Annotated in this window: 10 protein-coding genes; 5 read left to right on the plus strand and 5 right to left on the minus strand. The window is 44.4% G+C overall.

Going from position 1 to position 21873, the window contains the following annotated elements; genetic code table 11:
• The first annotated feature begins 4 nt into the window (after window positions 1-4).
• Genes CLV59_RS12800 through CLV59_RS12820 form a run of 5 tightly spaced genes read left to right on the plus strand, consistent with a single transcriptional unit; the run spans window position 5 to window position 15057 of the window.
• Window positions 5-3319, plus strand: a complete 3315-nt coding sequence (locus tag CLV59_RS12800; RefSeq protein ID WP_111592442.1) for a hypothetical protein — start codon at window positions 5-7, stop codon at window positions 3317-3319.
• Between the two features lie 32 nt (window positions 3320-3351).
• Window positions 3352-9831, plus strand: a complete 6480-nt coding sequence (locus tag CLV59_RS12805) for a hypothetical protein (RefSeq protein WP_111592443.1) — start codon at window positions 3352-3354, stop codon at window positions 9829-9831.
• A 6-nt stretch (window positions 9832-9837) separates the two neighbouring features.
• Window positions 9838-11715, plus strand: a complete 1878-nt coding sequence (locus tag CLV59_RS12810; protein WP_111592444.1) for a hypothetical protein — start codon at window positions 9838-9840, stop codon at window positions 11713-11715.
• Window positions 11716-11736: 21 nt separating this feature from the next.
• Window positions 11737-13227, plus strand: a complete 1491-nt coding sequence (locus tag CLV59_RS12815; protein ID WP_111592445.1) for a chymotrypsin family serine protease — start codon at window positions 11737-11739, stop codon at window positions 13225-13227.
• Window positions 13228-13242: 15 nt separating this feature from the next.
• Window positions 13243-15057, plus strand: a complete 1815-nt coding sequence (locus CLV59_RS12820) for a PKD domain-containing protein (RefSeq protein WP_111592446.1) — start codon at window positions 13243-13245, stop codon at window positions 15055-15057.
• A 2-nt stretch (window positions 15058-15059) separates the two neighbouring features.
• Here CLV59_RS12820 and CLV59_RS12825 read toward each other — a convergent pair whose 3' ends face one another.
• The 5 genes from CLV59_RS12825 to CLV59_RS12845 all read right to left on the minus strand — a co-directional run bounded on the left by CLV59_RS12825 (window position 15060) and on the right by CLV59_RS12845 (window position 21859).
• Window positions 15060-15758, minus strand: coding sequence for a hypothetical protein (locus tag CLV59_RS12825; RefSeq protein WP_111592447.1), 699 nt, complete (start codon window positions 15756-15758; stop codon window positions 15060-15062).
• Window positions 15759-16224: 466 nt separating this feature from the next.
• Complete coding sequence (locus CLV59_RS12830; RefSeq protein ID WP_111592448.1) at window positions 16225-16863, minus strand: hypothetical protein; 639 nt, start codon at window positions 16861-16863, stop codon at window positions 16225-16227.
• A 3-nt stretch (window positions 16864-16866) separates the two neighbouring features.
• The gene (locus tag CLV59_RS12835; RefSeq protein WP_111592449.1) at window positions 16867-19644 is read right to left on the minus strand and encodes a TonB-dependent receptor; all 2778 of its coding nucleotides are present in this window, start codon (window positions 19642-19644) and stop codon (window positions 16867-16869) included.
• Window positions 19645-19736: 92 nt separating this feature from the next.
• Entirely contained in the window at window positions 19737-20429 is a 693-nt protein-coding gene (locus CLV59_RS12840; RefSeq protein WP_111592450.1) for a response regulator transcription factor, read from the minus strand.
• Entirely contained in the window at window positions 20426-21859 is a 1434-nt protein-coding gene (locus CLV59_RS12845) for a sensor histidine kinase (RefSeq protein WP_111592451.1), read from the minus strand. Before CLV59_RS12845 ends, CLV59_RS12840 begins: the two co-directional genes overlap by 4 nt.
• Window positions 21860-21873: the final 14 nt, after the last annotated feature.

Genomic DNA, 21873 nt, shown 5'->3' on the forward strand with positions numbered 1-21873 from the left:
CAACATGAGTAATGTTCCTTCATATGGTTTTCTTCCGTGGGCACGCAAAGGGATTGCTGCCCGCCTGGATGAACAGGATACATTAAGTCTTGCTACAGCTCCTTCCGTTGAACGGGCCAATATTTCCGCGAATCTCGAACTGGAAATGAAAGACTTGAAGGATGGTACCTATAAAAAGAATATCAACAAACAGGTGAAAGTAATAGGTCCCGGCGATGTGCTGGGATTTAACCAGCAAGTAGTGCTGCGCACAGCTCCTGTTGTCGGAGATACTTCTTTTGCTTCCAATTACCTGCCGTTTATTGAATTTTATGAAGAGGATTTTCCGTGGAGATACACGCCTGCGAAACACAATACTCCCACTTTGAATAATACGGTGGTGTATCAGAAGACACGTCTTCGGCCATGGCTGACATTAATAGTCCTAGAGGAAAGCGAGTATGCTATATATCCTGCCGCAAATGGCGGACTACCTTATATTTCATTGAGTGCTGCCGTAATTGATAATGGATTTCCGCATCAGAACGATATATGGGCATTTGCACATGTGCAGGTCAATGACCCCATAGCTGCTACCACAGAAACAGATATCAATACCGAATTAAATAAGGATGTAAATAAGGACCCCGATGTAGCATTGAGCCGACTCCTGTCTTCCAGGAAATTACAGGCGGATAAATCTTATTCCGCCTTTGTGATTCCCTCATTTGAAACAGGAAGACTGGCAGGGCTGGGACTTGCCACCACAGGCGTTAATGCGCAGCAGGCAGCATGGAATAAGAAAGGGGCTCCACTATCGACACGACGTCCATATCATTTCCCGGTTTATTATCAATGGCATTTCCGTACCGGAAACGCCGGATCTTTTGCCAGTATCGCCTCGGCTATGCAGCGTGTGATTATAGGAAATGACTTGATGCGTATGCCTATGGATATTAGTGATCCGGGATTTGGGCTGAAGAGAGTCCCGGATGGCTACGAAACAATTGATCTGGACGTAGCATTGGCTCCTGTTGGCCATGAACCAACCGCATGGCCCAGAGTGGATGGAGCACAACCGGGAGGGGTAAATGGGGCAGACTTACAACAGATTACCAAGTTACAGAACCTGTTAAATTATTCCTCCGATCTTTCACAGAATAAGTTCCTGGTACAAACCTATAACAACCCATTTTATAACGGCAATTTAGGAGACGATCCTATTTTGGTTCCACCTATTTATGGGGTATGGCATAGCATGATTCAACGTTTGGATCAAACCAGTCCGGTATGGGTACAACAACTTAACCTGGACTATCGGTATCGTGCCGCTGCGGGGCTGGGGGCGGCCATTGTACAACAGAACCAGGAAGAATTCATGCATCGTGCATGGTTACAGATTAACACCGTGAATGAGGCTAATAAGAAGATGCAGGAAGGTAAACTGGCAGGATCTGTTAATCAATCGCTTGCCAAAAAACATATTGTTACGGCAGGTAATGACATCACGGTAGTGATGACGGGCGCAGTACAACACCTGGTCAAAGATGGTACTGTAACAGTACAGAAGAGTATTACTGACAGCCGGGTACCCAATGCTATCAGGTCCGGGACCTTCAGAAGAATAACAAGACCAGGCAACCGGTTGAATAAATGGATGGAGAAGCAGTCTGCACAAGGGGGAAATCGAGTGGCTGCAGGCGTGGGAACAGTTCTTGACAGAAGAGCTGCGGTAAAGAATTTTAATGCGGATAGTACGGCATCGAATGCACTCAGGGCAGCGGATCTGAAAGCTGCGCCAGCAAGCGCGCTTACGGCATCAAAAGTGGCAGTGTCAATAGCAGATGCCAGTACCTACTTTTACAAGGATTTTAAGAATAGCCAGAAAAAACTACTGATCCTGGGAATCAGAGATACGGTAGCGCAAAATAAACAAGCTTATCCCGATGATATCAGAAGATACATCTATGCCTACCCTGACAGCAGGCTCTCAAAGCAGGACAGAGACGTCATCGAGGGAAATGTGGCCAAATTATATGGATTCCCGTGGAAGGCAGATAGTAATGGAGATATTCTGGTTACCGTAGCGGATGATACCTTCAAAGCCTTATTTGACGATGGTGCAGAAGCCAAAAGGTTTGAAACAGTAGTGCTTAAAAATAGTAAACCGCTGAACCCGGCGCAAATTAAGCCGATTGTACTGGATCTTCAGATGCAGGATATGGCTGATGCGGCTATCGCCTTTACCAATAAGGTTAATAACAGCACAGAATGGGTGAATGAAGCAGGAGGGATGTCTAACGCCGACAGCGTAGGACAGCGCATACTCAATCAGCTGAAGCCCGCAGAAGTAATGGCAAAAAAGCTGGCATCTACCATTACTGTCAATGGAGTGCAGCTGAAGGATTTGCAGGAGATCATGGCCTATCCAACTTTCGAAGAGCCTGTGTATAAATACTTGCTGGAGCTTTCCCGTGATTATATTCTTCCCAACCTGGATAAAATACCTAACAATGCAATTTCTCTGATTGGTACTAATCAGTCGTTCGTAGAGGCCTTCCTGGCAGGTATGAACCATGAAATGGCCAGAGAACTCTTGTGGAGAGAATATCCCACCGATCAGCGCGGCTCCTATTTCAGACAGTTCTGGGGCGTTGCAGATAATATCCAGCTGGCTGGTGAAACGCCACAATCAAAAGAAGCGAAGAAAGATATTATCCCTATGCACCAGTGGAAGAGCTTTTTAGGAAATCATCGTTCTAAGAATGCGGCTGGCTTCCTCGTGTTGGTGATAAGAGGGGAGTTGCTGAGAAAGTATCCCAATACCATGATTTATGCACAACGCGCCAAGTATAATGCCGCTGCTCCCTGGAATGCCCGACAACTGACATCTACCGACACCGTGAATGATACCAGGTTTCCCATTTTTAAAGCCGATATAGGCGATGATGTTACCCTATTAGGGTTTGAGCTGGGGATTGAAGAAGCAAAAGGAATGAAGGTGCCTGTGGGGGTAACCAATACGACTAATTACCAACCTGGTTGGTTCTTCATCCTTAAAGAAAGGCCAGGGCAGGTGCAGTTTGGCATCAATGATATGGATCTCCAAAAACCGCCAGCTGTGCCTGTTGTATTGAGCCAACTGTGTTGGGAGCACCTGGTGAAACTACCCGCAGATCTGAAGAGCTATCATCTCACCTTTATGTCAGATCCGCCGGTTGCTATTCAGCAGTCGCCAGGCCAGCCTCAGTGGAACAGCAATGCAGCAGATCTTGCCGCTATTCTGTTTCGTGATCCGGCATTGTTTGCCCGCCACGCCTCCGAAATGTTACCAGCATAAAATTAATACGACTATCAACAAACTGTTGCAACATGGCAAATGATAATGCCCGTATATTAGATTCCATAAAAACCAGTGTAAGACAAAAGACTACTGGTATCCCCTTTTTCTTAATGCCGGTGCGGATAGAGACCCGTTTCATGGAGAGAACATTTACCACTGCCTCCATGAATACCACCGCCGTGCAAGATGCACTACTCTCGCTCGTAGCGATTGATCGGGAGCTGCAAACAAGTACGCCTGCTCCAGGCATCAACCATCCTAAGACGGTGGATGCACTGGCCGCTGCATGTAGTATTACCTTGAACGACATTCCAGCTGTCACTTCCCAGGAGAAATCCCAGCTGTTGGAAATTTACAAAGCAATAGCACAAAATATAGTGCCGTCAAAAGAAGGGAATAAAAACACGCATCCGGACAGCAAAACAGGCCAGTTAAGACCAATGGACTTGCTGGAACAGACGATCCAGAATATCAAAGTGGAGAATCCTGTTAAAATTGATAATCCGCTGATAGCGGAACAGGAAAAACTGGTAGCTGCATTGGAGAACATCACAAAGGGACCTCGATATATTCCTTACTATAATTTCAAAAATAAGAAAGCGCTATATACTTATGTACGTAAGCTAATCGATAAAACAGGTAGATTCTTTGATGCTGCTCCCGACAAAGTAGTGAAAATGAAACGCATCGAGAAAACACAGGTCTCGCAGCTCAAAGAGCAGCACGGACGAATGAATGATGCACTGGCCAAGCTGCTAAATGCGGTGGCGGATATTCATGAAGATAAGAATTGGAAGGCGTTTTCATCCGACTTCACGGCAACAGCTGTTTCTTCCTTAAAACAGCAATCCAGGAATTTTGAAAAAGAATCAATGGCGGCTATTGAACAACTGCCCAATGATTCCATGATGAAAGCGCATGAAGTCTTCTTCCATGGTATCAAAATTTTGATGAAGGTCAATAAATTCAATGCAGAAAAAAGTACCGGATATGATGCCGTCAAAAAGTACAAGAAATATGTAGGCCCTCTGTTCCAAACATTATCCAAATCTATTGGATCAGAAATAGAGGAATCCAGACCTGGACAATATCAAAAATTACAGGAACTCTTTGCCTTATTGGATAAGGCCTTTGCGCTCTCCCGGCAAAAGGTAGCAACATTCAAAACACAAAATAAAGCACAGGAATTCGGGATACAGACTACTTTAAATTTCCACGACAATATATCTGAAAGTATTATTCAGCCGCTTGTACAGCTGCAGTCATTCGCAATGGCCGCCGCAGCAGCTACCACTGTTGTAAAAAAACAGCTTTGCGTTCGCATTTATCCGGATGATATTTTCCTGCATACACATGAACTGTTATTAACACAGACAGAAGTAGACACTGGAAAATCATTCTGGATGGATTATTATCGTGCAAACGGAGATGTAACTCAGGAGAAAATCGCCTGGAAAACCTTGTGCGTGGCGGCAGGCGCAAACCGGGCCTCCTGGATAGCTCGACAAATGGACCCCAGAGGGATCGCTGCCAATAACGTCTACGTGCAAACGACGATTGAAAACAGAATGCAGGTGGTAAGTGATACTATTGATGCCTGTTATCGTAAAATGTATACGGATTATTATGCTTTCCCGGATTCGGCGGCATCTCTTGATGCAATGAAACAAAATGGGACACTGGACAATCTAATCCTAAACCTCCCTCCTGTGGCGCAATTGATGCGCTATGCCTATAACTCGCTGAGTGGTCGCACAAAGATTATCCTACAGCAGAACCTGGATGGCATGCAGCAGATGATCGGCAGTTTGCAAAGTCGTATTAGTACGTTTACGCCGGCAGAAAGAACCTATTTTGACGTGCATATCACTAAACTGGAACAGGTTCGTGTAAACGTAGTAGCGGTAAGTAACAGGTGGAATGCTATTGCAAACCTGGATGCTTACGCCTTTTACAGAGATGTGGTCCCTAATTTACTGACATTCCCTGCTGTAACTACCAAAACCCAGCAATGGACGCAGGCGCCTACTTCCAAGGTATTGCCGCCGAGGTTTGTAGTGGTAACTTATTCTGGTACACAGGTAACTCATGCTGTTCCCGGAAATATTGTCACACCCAATATACAGTTGGGGCTGGATCCAGGGAAATTTGATAATGCGGAACTGTTTAAACTGGATGAGCAAAAGAACCTGGTAGTAGACCCCGGTATTAAATGGATGACCGATTATGAAACCGCAGAAGCAGCAGGGATGGCTGTCTCCATAGATCTATCAGATGCTGAATGGGAAATGGGAATCGATAAAGTGGTGGTAGTAGGTGTGACGGATGCTGATAGCGTTAATGGAAAAAATCTCCTGGAGGAATTACTGACCAATCATACGTATAGTCAGGATGGCATGGCCTTCCTCAAACCAGGTACTCCCACGAATAATACCACGCAGCGCAAGAGTGCTTTTGCACCTGGGGATCAGGATGATCAGCGCTTTGATATAGAAATTAAACAACAACGCTTCAACGCCGGCCAAGCAGATCAGGCGTTAAAGGCCGATGGCAGCTTTTTTAGCAACTTGCTTGGCATTAACAGTGAGGTGGTGCAACGCATCAATAATGCCACGCAAACAGAAACCGGACCTGCGTTTATAATGAACCGGGCCTTATGGAATGGTACCCTAGGACATTACATGGAAGAAATGTTGGATAACATATTCAACTATGACAACATTCGCAGAGCAGAGGAGTTCTTCACACAACATGTAACCGCCAGGGGAATAATTCCTGCCGTGAGAATAGGGGCACAACCGTATGGTATCATCACCACGACTGCCTTTTCCAAATGGACCCTACTGGATCAGCTGAGTCCATTGAGTCGTACAGACCTCGGCAGTGCGGTGAAACCTTGGGGTGTATCGGATACTGCGCTGAATAACAAATTGCAGAACCGATTTGAATACCGACTACTGGGCTTCCTGAAAATGTTGCACGATATCTTCACAGATATCAGGAATAAGCGGGTGATGCATGCAGGAAATCTTCAGTCCGGCGACCCTCAACAACGTTTTATGAAGATGTTGGGCCTCCACGCCAACTCCCTGGAATATTTTTACCGGTATAGCATAAACGTAGCCAAAGGGCCTATCTCTGGGAATCATTCCTTCGAAATGAATTTTAAAGCAACCGACTTATTCGGTCCGCATAAAATGTTTTCCACCTTTAAAGACCAGATGAAAGGAGGTGTTTATTATCCTTCTTTCTATTTTGAAGACGAAAATCAACCTGGTACTTCGGATCCTTATAAACTGACTGATATACAGTATACCCGGCTAAAACAGCAGTTCGAAGACTCCAGGTTGTTTATGACCAGGCAGGTGAGCAGTTCCTACAACACAAAAGGTGTGCTAGTGGATGCCGCCGCCGCTACGGATACCGCATTGTTATCCATAGCACCAGGACTTAGCACCGATTATATTTCCTGGTTGCTCGCTAATACGCCGGCTACCATATTTGGGAATAATGAATTTGTCAATGCGCCGAAATTGCCTTCCCAAAATTTATGCTTCCTCTTATTACGACAGTCATTGTTACAGGCTACGCAAACAGTTGCCTTGAATATGTTGCAATACAGCGGTTTGATACGGGAAGATTTTCGGAAAAAAGTGGGCAATTCCAAGATTTACTTTAATACTTCCAGTCAGACACCTGTACTCACCAAGTGGAATTACCTCTTTAATACGATCGATAAACTGGCGGATACAGGCGCTCTCTGTGCGCCATACAAGGATACCGCTTTTTATAAGGATCTGCTCCGACTGAAACTGGTAATGGGCGATTATATACAGACGAATATCGGAGCCCATACCGGTTACTGGAATGCAGGCCATCAACCGTTTATCGATAAACTGAATGATGTGAGAAATGCTGTCAGTCGATTGAAGGATATCCCTGTAAGAAAACTGGAGCAACTGATGGCGGAGCATCTCGACTTATGTACCTATCGCCTGGATGCCTGGATGCTGGGATTGGTGAAGAAGAAAATGGAAGAGCGAAGAGTTAAAAATCCATCTGGTATTTATCTGGGAGCATTTGGTTACGTGGAAGGACTGAAAAGAGAAAAAAAGACATTGTTTACCGATAGTACGCGTTTAGCGCCTTTCCAGTTGCAGACAGGAAAGCCGGTGTATCAGGATCTGCTGAATCAAGGCGCTATCCATGCTCCATCTTTGAATCATGCCATTGCAGCAGCAGTGCTTAGAAATGCTTATAAAAGCAATGATGGATCATCAGAGGAGACACGGAACCGGTTGGCCGTAAATCTTTCCTCCGCAAGAATCAGGATGGCGCTGCAACTGGCAGAAGGAATACGCAATGGTCTGTCTATGGGAGCATTGTTAGGCTTCCGCCTGGAGCGCGGCTTTCATGAGGCATACCAGACAGCCGAACTGGATCGTTTAATTCAGCCGCTACGAAAGGCCTATCCACTAGTGCAGCAAGTACAGGTAATAGCAGGAGATAAAGGACCTGCATATGCCAGTCAGGTGATAAACGGAGATGATTTGCTGAAAGATGTATATGCGGCAGTGCAATGGCAGGCAGTCGCCATGAATACTGCCAGTAGCAAGACCTTGGGGCAACTGCTTAAAACCCCCGGCTATACTAATCTTCCGGCAAAAATAAAGACGATCATCAATACCACTATTCCCAATGCACCCAATAGTATATTCGATGCCGTTATAGATGAAATAGATAAAATCGCAGATGCCTTTGATGCCCTGGGAGACCTTGCCATATCAGAAAGCGTCTATCAGATGGTACAAGGCAATCATGTAAGGGCCGCAGCTATGATGGATGCATTGGCCGCTGGAAAGAGTATTCCTGATCCCCAGATAATTGATACACCGAGAACTGGAACTGTAGTCACACAGCGGATGGTACTAAATCTGGAGCCTAAGACCAAAGGTACACAGGCTCCTGGCTGGACAGGATTACAAAGTGTTAAATACCTGGCAGAACCATCGCTGAATTATTGGATGGGAACCATTACCGGCCCCGCGTCTGCCTATAAATATATTATCCAGGCTGTAAACGAGGATAATAGTATTTCCCAGGTTGATTTTTCGTTGGAAACATTAGGATGGCAACCGATCGATCTGTTCACCATGCAAGGCGATGAACATGAGTTATCCAATATACTCCTGACCTATTATCGGTTGGCTAATCCTACACAATCCGGCAATGTTTCTATAGATATCGTTTCCCGGAAGGAGGATTGGAGCGAACAAGTGAACACGGTGGCAGACCTTTTTCTTACCATTGCTCATGTCCGTAAACTATTGGCAAATGCAAAAATGCTGGGAGCCAATGACCTCCAAGTTACCGATAACTCCTTGTCGGATGACAATCCTGGCGCAATCCGCGACATGGAATTACAAGAAAGAGTGCAGGGCGCTTTAGCTGCCTTACAGTTGTTTAATGAGCAGCTAACAGGCATTCCTGCACTTGCCGCTATCCTGAATGGAACCACATCGCTGGAAGAAACGATCATTACCACTCCCGTGTACAATCAGTTGATGGCACTCATGAAAGCAGCGTTGTCGCTGGGCGTTCCTCAGGCAATGGCCTGGAAGTACGATCCCGCCGCACCCGTGGAAACCCAGTACCGTTCTGCTGTGCAATATGTACTGAATCTGTATGGCCAAACCAAGGAAAGAGCCGCGAATGCTACTACCATTTTCAATACAATAGATAGTAAGCTGCCAGTGAAAGATAAAACAGATAAACTGTTGGAAATCGCGAAAGTGGTACTGGGCAATAACTTTATCATTATTCCCACCTTTGATATGTTGGATACCGCCATTTCCACACAGCTTCATCTGCCGGCGGATAAGAAAATTACCAGGAATGGCGACAATATGATGATGGATAACTGGATGCTGCAACTTGGTAAAGTTCGGGGAAAGGTCCATGAACTTTGCCGGTTCATGCAGCATACAGATCTCTTTGATGGCCCAACTACCTCCGTATATCCGGTACAGTTACCCTATAGTGATCAGGATTACTGGTTGGGGGTAGAATATCCTTCCACTTTTGAACCCGCCGGAGATAAGCTTTCCCTCATTCTTTTGCAGGAGAAGCTGCTGTTTACTACCGGCGTTAAGGCAGGACTACTACTGGATGAATGGATAGAGATTATTCCTGGCAGAGAAGAAACTACTGGCGTATCCTTCCATTATAATCAACCCAATGCAATGCCGCCGCAATCCGTGTTGCTGGTACATTCCCCGCAGCTGAGCAACTCATGGGAGTGGGATGATCTGGTGAGCGCTGTGATAGATACAGTGGAACTGGCTAAGAACAGGGCGGTTGAACCAGATGATCTGGAGACTTCCATGCTCAGTCATGTATTGCCAACCATTATTTCTGAAGTAGTGCCGCCACGTGAGAAAGCGGGCAATAAGGCATTTGGTGGTAAACCTACTATGGACTTTTCCGAAAATCAGCCAGTTACAAAATAATTTATCATGGAAAATCAACGACCCAATAGTTTTTCTTGTGAGCCATTCAGATCATGGAACCGGCTGGAATCGCGTCCGCGTGCCGCAGAATTTGATAAGGCATTGGAATTTGGCGTTTATGATGCATTGTGGATGCTGACGCGTCAGTGGCAGTTTGGTGAACTGAAAGGGGAGGATGCAGGATCTGCCATCTACTCTAAAATATGTTTGCAGTCTACCGAAATAAGCCGGTTTAAAACAGCGAATGGCCCCGTACAGCAAATGGTAACAGATATGCCGCTGGAATCTGTTATTGAAGATACCCCAGTGACCTTATTGTGGAAAGACAAGTTGCAGGCGGCATACTATTTTTTGAATTGCCTTGATCGTGCAGCCGCTGCAAATAATGTAGCAGCATATAATCGTAGCGCCTATCGGAAAGCGGCAAAGAATGCCTATAAAATCCCGGCAGTTTCCGGGATTGCGGAAAATGCATCCAGGAACGAAATTATAGCAGGTTCGGCGCAACTGGCAGATGAGGAGCTGGTAGCCGTTATTCAGGCTAATAGTAGTCGCTACTTCGATGGATATGCACTCTACATGGAAGCGGTGAATAATTTGTCTTCCGCCGTCGTAAAAATTGCAAAGGGGAATCCGACAGGAGGGAACAACCAGTTTATTGAACAGGCATTGCAGACTTATGTCAACTGGTTTTCACAGACCTACAAAGGACAATTACAGCCTTCAACCCCATCAGCATGGGCCCCTCGTCAAATGGAGTATCAGTTTGCATGCGCCCTACCTGATAGCAAAGGGAGTAATACGATTCTGACCGCGTCTGAATACAGCTCCGGAGACCTGGAATGGTACAGTATGGATGTGGATCGAACAACGAATATCGCGGGTTTAAGCGGCGCCGCTACTCCAGAGGAAGCGGGTAAAATCAAAACGGTATTACAAACGGTCATCCCGCAGCCGGCCACCTTTGCAGGTGCGCCCAATGCAAGGCTCTGGCAGTTTGAAGATGGAAATATAGACCTTGGAAATATTCAGGCAGATGCGACCGATATCTCCAAGGTCATCTTTACAGAATATGCATTGCTGTATAATACAGACTGGATGGTCGCCCCTATGCCTGTAAAAACGGGCACCTTATCAGAAATAAAAGGGATTGTGGTCACTGATGTTTTTGGAGAACAAACATTCGTACAACCCGCTCTACAGGGAGAAACGGGTAACTGGAGAGCATGGGGCATGTATAATCTCACGGTAGCAGGCCCGAACAATAATTTGCCGGCAGATACCAGGCTATTACTGGCGCCAGCCACCGTTAAAACAATGGAAAGTACGCCGGTAGAGGAAGTGCATTTTGTCCGCGATGAAATGAGTAATCACGTTTGGGCGGTGGAAGTGCAGTTACCCGGACAGCTAGGCAATTCCCTGGACGGACATGCCTATACAAAAAATGTACAGCGCCTGTTAGCCACCTTTGACCCGCCAGCTCCGGTGGAATCGGCTCCGGAAAATGCGTTGTATCAGTATAAGCTGGGCAATACCGTTCCACATAACTGGATACCGTTTGTACCGGTGCACTTGCCTGGTAATATGCGCCAGGTACAGCTGCAACGCGCTTCCATGCCTTTGTTGCTGAAAAATGAATATTCCCATGTGCGTCCACGAACAAAGTTACTGCGATATGGATTGAATGACATGAATGAACAGCAAACCCCTTATTTCATTCATGAGGAGGAAGTGCCTCGCGCCGGCGTAAAATTACAGGCCACCTATCAGCGCACAAGATGGTATAACGGAAAGATCATAAACTGGTACGGTATCAGTAAATCCACTGGTAGAGGAGAAGGTTCCAGCGGTTTGAAATATGATCAGATAACGAGATTAAAATAATTACCCTAAAAATTGTTATTGATGAATACGCAAGTTGGAAATATCATACCCTATTTTGATGAAAGAAAAAGGCCTTTGATGGGAGGTCTAATGGTCAGCTCCGATGACATGATGGGAACCCTGGGGTGCTTTGCCCGTCGAAAGAGCGATGACGCGTTAGTATTGTTGTCGAACTATCATGTGTTACATGCGAAGAGTGGCACAGAAATTTATCAGCCTAAAGAAACCTCCTGTAGTTGTCTGGAGAATAATAAGGTGGCCATTTATGGAGACGGTGGAGATATCTCCACCAATTATAATACGATGGATGCGGCCTATGCCGTCATACAGTTGCCTGCTGATGATGCCAGTGCAGCTAAAATTGAGAATAAGGTACGCGAACTCGGTTATTTTAAATCTGAAAATGGTAAAGATGTATTTGTGCCTGGAATGGGATATATCAAAGGAACTGCAAAAGTGCAGCCTGGCGATAAGGTAAGAAAAGTGGGCATAGTTACCGGCCTTACCCAAGGTACTGTGCGAAAAATTGATGCAGTAATCGGAGTAACAGGAACAGATGGACAGCCCAATCGCCAGTACATACAGATGATTACCATTTACCCTGATCCACCTTACCTCAAATTTAGTGAACATGGAGATTCCGGTGCTGTAATAGTAAATAACAAGAATGAAGTGGTGGGCGTACTAATGTCCAGTAAGAACAAGGGACTTATTAATGGGGATACGCCCCATTCCGCGGCATGTCATATACATACAGTGCTGAATAAACTGGGGTTAAATATATTTAGTGCGCCAGAAGCGAAAATAACAGCAACCACGCCTGTTTCCGGCCCGGCGCCATTGATGATCACCCTTGATAGTAGTTCTTCACAATTGGGAAATGCACCTATTATCGATTACCTGTGGACAGTAACTGTAAAAGGAAATATGGCTGTTACAGACACCTTCAAAACCCCTTCTATCCAATATAGTTTTAATACCGTTGGTAAGCATACTATTGTTTTGGATATACTGGATGCTAACCATCAATCATCCTCCGCGGCGATCGAGGTGGAGGTAACAGTGGCCGGGAGTTCCTCTTCTTTTGCAGTGGAGGTGCGGGAGAACGAACAACTGTTGATGGGAAGCGAGCCACTGAGCGATTTCCTGCAATTGCTGAAAACATCAGAGAAGGGTAAAGATGCAATTGAGTTCATCCACACTTTTCAAACAGAAATATTTCAATTGTTAAGAAAAAACAGGAAAGTACAGCTCGTCTGGTATCGTAAATCAGGACCTAAATTCATGGCTGCAATGGTGAAAGGGCTTTATAATCCAAATGAAAGGCTGGTAAAAGAGATAGACGGTTTGACATTACAAAGCCTCCTCCTGCAAATGGTGGCGGTGTTGGAAGAGGAAGGGAGTACTGGTCTGAAAGAGGCCATCAGTAAGCATCGGTTGACAGTCTATAACCTCTTGCATGATCACAACACAGCGAAATCAATTTTTGAAGCTATGAGCATCTCTCAATAATTTAATTACTCCGTTATGGAAAATAGTATTTCACATGAAATGGAGCTGGTACAAGCGCAATTACCAGCCCTTTGTAAATTGCTGGAGAATAATCCCAACGTATTGTATGTGGGAGTTGATAGTAAACGCGTCAATGGAGAATTCACCACTACTCCGGCATTAGTCGTATATGTAAAGAAGAAAATGCCAATCGATCAATTATCGGTCAGTGAACAAATCCCTGGTTTGATAAATGGTGTTCTTACAGATGTATCTGAACCACATAAATGCAGTGTGATCTCTAACTGGTCAGAACTAAAGCCAGTAAAAGGAGGTATTGGAATTCAAACTAAAATAGTTATTATGGACTCAAAGAATCATAATAATAAGAAGCCAGTTCCCAGGGGGACACTTGGGTGCTTAGTAATCTCCAATAAGACGAAAGAAATAATGGGACTCACGAATCATCATGTAGTAAATTTTGCAGAGGAAGTAAAGGAAAATACAAAGGTGGCTAAACTTGGTGTTGACAGTTGCGAAGATGAAGAGATTGGTTATACTTGGATCTCAAAAGTGGGACCCCGTGACGAAAATGAACCTAGAGGATTAATGGATGCAGCCTTGATAAAGTTGGCTGTACCTAAGAGTGGGAGTAATGTTTTACCAAAGAATACCATACAAGGACTGGGCAACTATGTTTGGGAAAATGGATCTCCTGTCTTTAAACCAGGTGATGAAGAGTTAAAAGGATCTTCACAACCGATTTTTGGTATAGGCTCAGACGGTATATATTATAAAAATATAGAGAGAGGGAAAAAGGTGAGGAAAGTTGGACACAAAACCGGTTTTACAAATGGTACGGTCATGGCAGTTGATATGCTTGCGGACCCACATGAGCCGAATGGTGTTCAACGTTATTATAAGCATATTATGGCCATCCAGGCCGATATGACAACTGGCAAATATTTTTCTGAAGAAGGAGATTCTGGTTCTGTAATCGTTAATGACCAAAATGAGGTGGTAGGATTGCTATTTGCTGCCGAATTAAGTTCTCCGTCGGATCGCAAGCCTTATTCTTATGCCACCCATATTCAGCAGGTACTGCTGGCATTTGATATTTCCATTTACCAGCCTCCCAAAGCTGTTATTAATATGGATGTAGATCATCAAAATTCGAAACGTATTACTTTTGATGCAAGCCCGTCTGAGAATGGTTCCGGCGAAATTATCGCCTATCTCTGGCGTACCGGTGAATTTGATAGCAATGGAGACGAAATTCTGAATACCAGCATGACTTTCGACCATACATATGCAGACGCCGGTACCTATAAGGTTTCATTAAGTGTGGTAAGTGCTGATCATATTAGTAACCTTGCCGCTGCAGCAGTTACTATTACCAAACAGTCCGTCTCTGGAAGAACGCAATATACTACCGCTGTTGAGAAAATCGAACATACAGCTACCGAACCACTAAATGTTTGGATGAATGAACTGAAACAGTCTCCAAAAGGAACGAAAGTGGCCGATTTTATCCAAACCCATCAAAATGAAATTCGAACGCTGATCCATCATAACAGAAGAGTAATGGTGGCTTGGCAACGAAAATTGGGGCCTTACTTTTTAAAAGAATGGTATCGGGCATTGTCCAGCCCCGAGCAACCTCTTATCAAAGAAATCAATGGCGTTTCTATACTAAGCTTACTGGAAACAACGACACTTATACTTGAAGAAACTGGCAGCCCGGCATTACAAAATGATATCAGAAAGTATAGACTGGATCTATTAAACACAGTTGAAACTTTTGAAACGTTACAACAATTAAAAGATAGTTTGCTGAAGAGTGCAGACTGAATTTACAAAAACGCTCGTCTTACATATTCCACAATAGCCGTCGCTATCTCCGGAATATCGCCATGATCAAAGTACAACTCATGTGCATATCCGGGAAGATAATGCAGGGAATGATCGTAATAAGAAAGCAAATTTTCTACGAAAGCCTCCGCCTCTCCGGCCTGCAATAGTTCGTTGAGCAGCATCATTTGTTGGGGAGACACGCGTTTTTCCAGTTGCTGTAATGCCGCTGATAATAGCGGAACAGGTATGTTACCATACGTATCCAGTATATGCTGGATGCGTATGGTTTTAGGTATGTAGATACGTATCGTAAATGCAGTTGCTATCTGTTGGCATAACCAATCAGGAATTTTGCATTTTCCGATGAACGGGGCTTCCTGTTCCAGGAATATTAATGGCGCTTGCAGATGCTTATCCCAACATTGCTGCACTGCGGCCTCAAATTGTTGTTGTGATGGTTGCGTATTGTTGGGAGACGTGCTGCTGGTAGGAGAGTGGTCTGATGATAATGCTTCCTGAGAAGGCTGCGAATCTTTTTGGGAGGCATAAAAATGTAATTGCCCAAATGCAGATCCCCGGTGATTAGCAAGGGTTTCGAGATCTATGGCCGGATAAAAGTGATCGTTGATAAAACGAATAATAGCCGACTTACCACTACCTGTGGAGCCGGCTATTACAATTACTTTTGGAAGGGGCATTAATGGAATAAGTAAAATTTTAACGTTCCTTAGAAAGAATGTATGTTCTGTTATTCACTTTCATTTTCTGCGGTTTGATCCGCTTACTCATTACCGGCTACTTGTAAAAGACTCATTATTCTTCTTTATCTGAACGGGGCATCCTCACTTTAGTTCAAAACTAACATCGTACATACGCTTTGGTCTACTTACGATGTAAAGATACATTCGATATCTGGATCTGCCAATTTTTATTGACTTTTTTTAGATATTTTTTTCGTCATGATAATTTCGTTAAATGTAGTGTGGTAAAGGCTTTTTGCGACATTTCGTAGATGCGTGAACGATGCTAAAAATCAATCATTTTTATTAGCTGATTTTATGCTTTATAAATGCGGTTTATTATGTAGAATCCCCCTCTTTTTTATAAATGAAAAAAGCCTGACAGATAATTCGTGTCAGGCTTTTACTTCATTACTATTTCACTTTACTTCTTAACAATCTGTACATCCGCAGGTTTCGTTACCTCCTGTATATTAACCGGAGTATAATTCACATTGGTAACTACTGCACTCAACTTCTTACTCTCTATGCATAATACCAAACCCTTATCCACAAAGAGTCCCATAGGACCTGCTGTTAATGGTAAGTCATCCGTAACCCATAACGTCAATACACCCATGTTTTTGCTTTTGAATAATACTTCCCGACATTTAAACCCGAAAATCTCTTTTGTCTGCGTACCATTTTCAAAAGAATTCTTTGTTTCCTGGATCACCAATGTCTTTTTACCATCCTGATCCTTCAATGACCAAGCCTGGTTACCCTCCGTGTAAACAGCCACCTGTCCCTCGTTTGCGGCGATCTTTATTTTTGCGCCTTCATCGGATGTTACTTCTTCCTGGTCTTTGCGTACTAAAAGCGATTTATTACCGTTGAAACTAAGTACTTCTTTCGTCACTACTTTCTCTGGTACCAGATCCTTATATTTCAACTGATCAGGCTTCATGGATGCATGTACATTCACCGTTACTTCATAGGTGATAATACCTTGAGATTTATCCTGCCCAATAGCAGTGGTGGCCGAAACGCCGGCGATTGCCAGCAGGAAGATGAGCTTTTTCATATGTTAGTGTTTAGTTTTTGATGATGGAAAATGTCTGAATTTATAAATAGCACTGATCAGGAAATACCTTCCTAATGCATTGTTTTTTCTATCCTCGATATAGCCGTTACCGTTAATGCGATTGATGCTGGTATTTCGGTTAAGCAGATCGCGGGCCTCTGCACGCAGAGAGAAAGATTTACCAATACCTTTGGTAATAGCTGCGTTCAGCAACAGAATAGTATTGTTATATCCTGCTGCCATTCCCAATGAGCTGAAGCCATCTGTACTGGCTTCTAATGTGGTATTTGCAGGTAAGGAGACAATGGATTCAAGACCGTAAAGCAACAACCAGTTTTGTTCCGGTAATAACGGCGATCCCGTGAAACTCCGCTTATTCCAGGATGCGCTGCCTCGGGCGGACAGATTGATATTATCTCCCAGGTAATAGTTCAACTGCATGTCGGGCGTAATAGTTACAGTGCGATTGGTATTTGCCAGACCGTTGGTATAAGTAGTGCGGGTACTGTAAGCGGTGCTAATCCCTGCGGAGAAAGAGGAGCCATTGTTGTTAATACTCATGCTCTTCCCGGCTGAGAGCGCAACATTAAAATTCCCACCGACATTCACTGGTATAATCCGTTGTTTCCCGCTGGATGAAACAATCGCAATACTGTCCGTAATATCTTTGTTGAAATAAGAGAAATCGCCATTCACAAAGAAACCCTGACCATTTAACCGAAAGGAATTATACGAGAGATTTAGCCGCTGCATTTTTTTCTGTTGCAGCAATGGGTTTCCTTGGCGGATATAAAGCGGATCACTGTTATCTTCGAGCGGTTGCAGATCGGTTACTGATGGAGCGGTTGTTTCCATTCTGTAACGCAGACTCAACTTGGCATATTTGTCCGGTTTCCACTCAGCATAAGCCTCCGGTAGTAATGCATTGTAATTGGCATTTACATGGTAACCTTTGAAATCGGAATTCCCTTTGATATAATATTGCTGCCACCCTGTCCCCAACGTATATAAGAACCGTTTGTAATTTCCTGCCAGTAAGAGTTTGCTTGTGTATTGCCAGGAGTTGGCATCATACCGATCGCTTAACAACTGATCCGGCTCATTATAATGATCTGGCATACCGCGATTGAATACTAACCGGTCGTATTTTCCCTGACTCAAGTAAAACTGTTGCCCTGCCTGAAGACTAAGTCCACGAGAGAGCGGTTCTGTATACAATACATTTGTATTCAGACTATACACGGTGGCTTTATCTTCCCGCTTTTGATCTATATTTTCCTGGTATTGACCGCCGGGAAGATTGTAGAAATTACTGGTGGATGTATTATAAGTCTCGCCATTATTTCGATAGTATCCGGGTTTTGCTTCCAGTAAAATAGTGCGTCCTGGCTGTGCAAATCTGTGCCGTAGTAAAAAGTTGGTGTTGAACAATTGTTGCTGACTATTACCGTTACTGAATTGTGTACCCTCATTCAGCAAAGTTTTTCCATCGGCGGTGAACGATTGATAACGACGATCCTGTTGATTGGTGTTGGCGCTGAAATTTATATTCGGCATAATTTTGAGAGACGTGTGTGCACTGAATTTGATATCTCCACTGAGGTCTACCCGATGATTGGTGAAATTGCTGCGGGTATTGCCCGTCTGATTGTAGTTATAGGCTGTATCTGGCAGGCGATATTGCCGGGCGTAATCGTAAGTATTGCTGGAGTGATTGTCGTTGAAGAAGTAGCTGCTCCTTAGTTTGAGATTATTCCAGTCATTGTTGAAATTGAGTCCACCAAATTTAGTATCTGTTAGTCCCACAGGACGGGCAATCTCCGCGATAGCGCCTTGATTCCCTTCAATCCTGACGCCCTTCATACGCGATAACTCTGATAACGCAGCAGGCGGCAGATTTTTGAGCATTTCCTTGTCCTGCATAATTAACTTCAGCAGTTCAGAGGCATTGAAGCCAGATTTGTTGACATTGTTTGCCTTCAGCAATGCCGACAGCTGCATGTCTCCCATAAAGCTATTGACATTGACACCGCCTTCATAACGGTTGTCTGTGCCAACGCCGGCACTGGCATTCCCAAAGGAGCCTCGTTTTCTGTTCTTTTTAGTAACGAGATTGATGGTCTTGGTTTGTTGTCCATCGGCTATACCAGTGAATTCCGCCGTTTCGCTTTGTTTATCGAGTACTTGTATTTTATCGATCATGTCGGCGGGCAGGTTACGGGTAGCGATGGTGGGATCGCTGCCGAAGAATTCCTTTCCATCTACCAGGATCTTTTGCACTTCTTTTCCTTGCGCCTTGATAGTGCCATCGCGATCTACGTTTACGCCGGGCAGTTTGCGCAGTAAGTCCTCTACAACCGCATTGTCTTTTGTTTTGAATTTATTGGCATTATACTCCAGCGTATCGCCTTTCATGCGGACTGCAGGAACATTATCTGTGATGTTAACTTCTTTCAGCATCATTCCCGGAACAAGGGCAATACTGTCTGGCCAGGAACCAGGAATGATCACGGCTAAATGTTTATCCTGGTAACCAAGACTATGAATGTTCAATTCATATTTGCCGTTGGAAAGGCCGGTTAGCGCAACTTTCCCTTCCTGATTGCTGATGCCTGTACGAATGATGGCGGTGTCTCCGGCGCGATGCAGTTGAATGGTGGCGCCATGTAAAGGGTGTTTATTACTGTCATCGTAGATAACAGTTTGCAAGGATTGTTGTGCAATTCCAATGGTCGGAATGAACAGGCATGGAAAGAAAATGGCTGATCTCCACTTTATCATAGCGATTTGCGTTTGTCTGTAGCAAAGCTATGGTGGCTTATTTCGGGAATGGGTTAATGAAACTGGATATAGTCTTAATGAATGTTAAAATTTCATATGATGAGTTTATAGCCTCTTGCCCGAACATTGATGATCTGGATATTTTCGTCCAGTTGCAGGTATTTACGGAGTCTGGTGATGTATACATCGAGGTTACGGGAATTGAAGAAGCTGTCGTCTCCCCATAAATCCAATAAGATATCTTTTCTGGCGGTGATATTGTTTTGGTTATCTGCCAGCATTTTAAGTATCTCGGCTTCCCTTTGAGAGAGGCGTTGGTCGCCGTTATTATGTTGCAAAAGTTGCCGGTCAAAGTCGAATACATAATTCCCAATACGCAGGTGGTTGGCATGGAGCGGCTGTTCTTTGGGCCCCATCGTTCTTTTCAGCAAAGCGTGTATGCGCAGTATCAGTTCTTCCATACTGAATGGCTTCTTGATATAATCGTCTGCGCCGGCATGGAAACCTTTTATCACGTCCTGTATTTCTCCTTTGGCAGTGAGGAACAGTAGCGGGGTTTTACTATCGGTGGCCCTTATTTCCTGTACCAGCGTGATACCATCTTTTTTAGGCATCATGATATCTACCACACAAACATCCGGCTTGTAATTGCGGTATAACGCTAACCCCTGTACGCCGTTGTATGCTTTCATCACTTCAAATCCTTTCATTTCCAGGGTTTCGGCCACGACCCCGGCTAATACTTCCTCATCTTCTATCAGCAATAATCGTATAGGTTGACTCATGATTTTTTCAATTGAATAGTAAATGTCGTGCCTTTTCCGGGAGTACTTTCCGCTTGGATGGAGCCATTTAGCCTTTCTACCAGCTTTCTTACCTGACTGAGGCCTAGTCCATGCCCTTTCACTTCGTGGATATTGCCTTGCGGTACGCGATAGAATTTATCGAAGATATAAGGCAAATGGTGTTTATCTATTCCGATGCCTTTATCAATTATATAAAAAGTATACTGTTGCTGATCTTCTCTAACCTGTAACAGTACTGGTTTTTCGGCGGTCGTCGTGTATTTGATGGCGTTATCCAGCAGATTGGAAAAAATCGTTTTTAGCGTGTCTGGGTATGACTCCAGGCGATCGTTTTGAATTTGTATGTCTAACGTGATTTGTACGCCAGGCAGACCTGTGAACCGGGTGATGAAGGACTGGAGAAATGTGGGTAAGACTATTTCTTCTTTTGTTTCAGCGAATTCCTCCTGGCCATGTTCCAGTTTGGTCATCGACATGATATTCTCTATGAGTCCTTGTAGTTTATGAATTTCATCTTGTCCCAGGCGTAAGTATCTTTCTGTTTTTTCCGCATCGTTCATACCTCCGAAAGAGAGCAATGCCTCATTGGTGGCTCTGAGAATGGCTACGGGCGTTTTCAGTTCATGGGTGATATTACTGATGAAATCATTTTTCATCTCTTCCAGGCGTTTTTGTCGGATGATGATGCGCCAGAGAATCCAGATGCAGCCGATGATCAGCAAAACCAGGAAAAAGGAGAGGAGGATAGGCCAGAGGATCTTTACCAGGAGGAGGTTACTGACGTTTTCAAATTGTGCCGTGAGAAGAATGGTTCTACCCTGTCTGACAACCGGAATCGCCACATAGCCTGCCGGATATTCCATTACAAGGTCGCCCAGAGAGCCGGATATGCGGAAGGGCAGGGTAATTTGCCTGCTTTCCAGTTCTTTTTTATAATTTTTGGCTAGTCTGGCAGTATCTATCTCTATAAGGTCGGACATGGCCAGTACATTGGCCAGGAGCCGGGTATAATCAACATTGCTGCCTTCTGTCTTAATTTCTTTTTCTAGTACGGCATTGCTGTCTTTGTCTATTCCTTTGTTGGAAAAAGAGGAGATAACGCGGATACCTGACTGATGGCCGGTGGCTTTCAGCAGGGAGTCGACCATGCCTTTGTCCTCATTTTTGAATCGTATGCTGCTGCTTAGTTTTATCCTACCGCTGCTGTCTTTTTTCCCGCCGGGATTGATTTGCTTCACAGATTCTACCAATGTGAGGTCATGGGCTTTTTGCAGGGCGTCTGTGGCCACCTGTGCAAAGCTTTTCTCCTGGCTGACATAGGAGGTGCGGAGCCAGTACAATTGGAATGTCAGTACGCACAGTGCCGTGGGTACTACAATCCACCAAATACGCCTGATTAGTTTATCCATGTAACAAATGTAAC

The sequence above is a fragment of the Chitinophaga dinghuensis genome (assembly GCF_003259435.1).
GTDB classification, from domain to species: domain Bacteria; phylum Bacteroidota; class Bacteroidia; order Chitinophagales; family Chitinophagaceae; genus Chitinophaga; species Chitinophaga dinghuensis.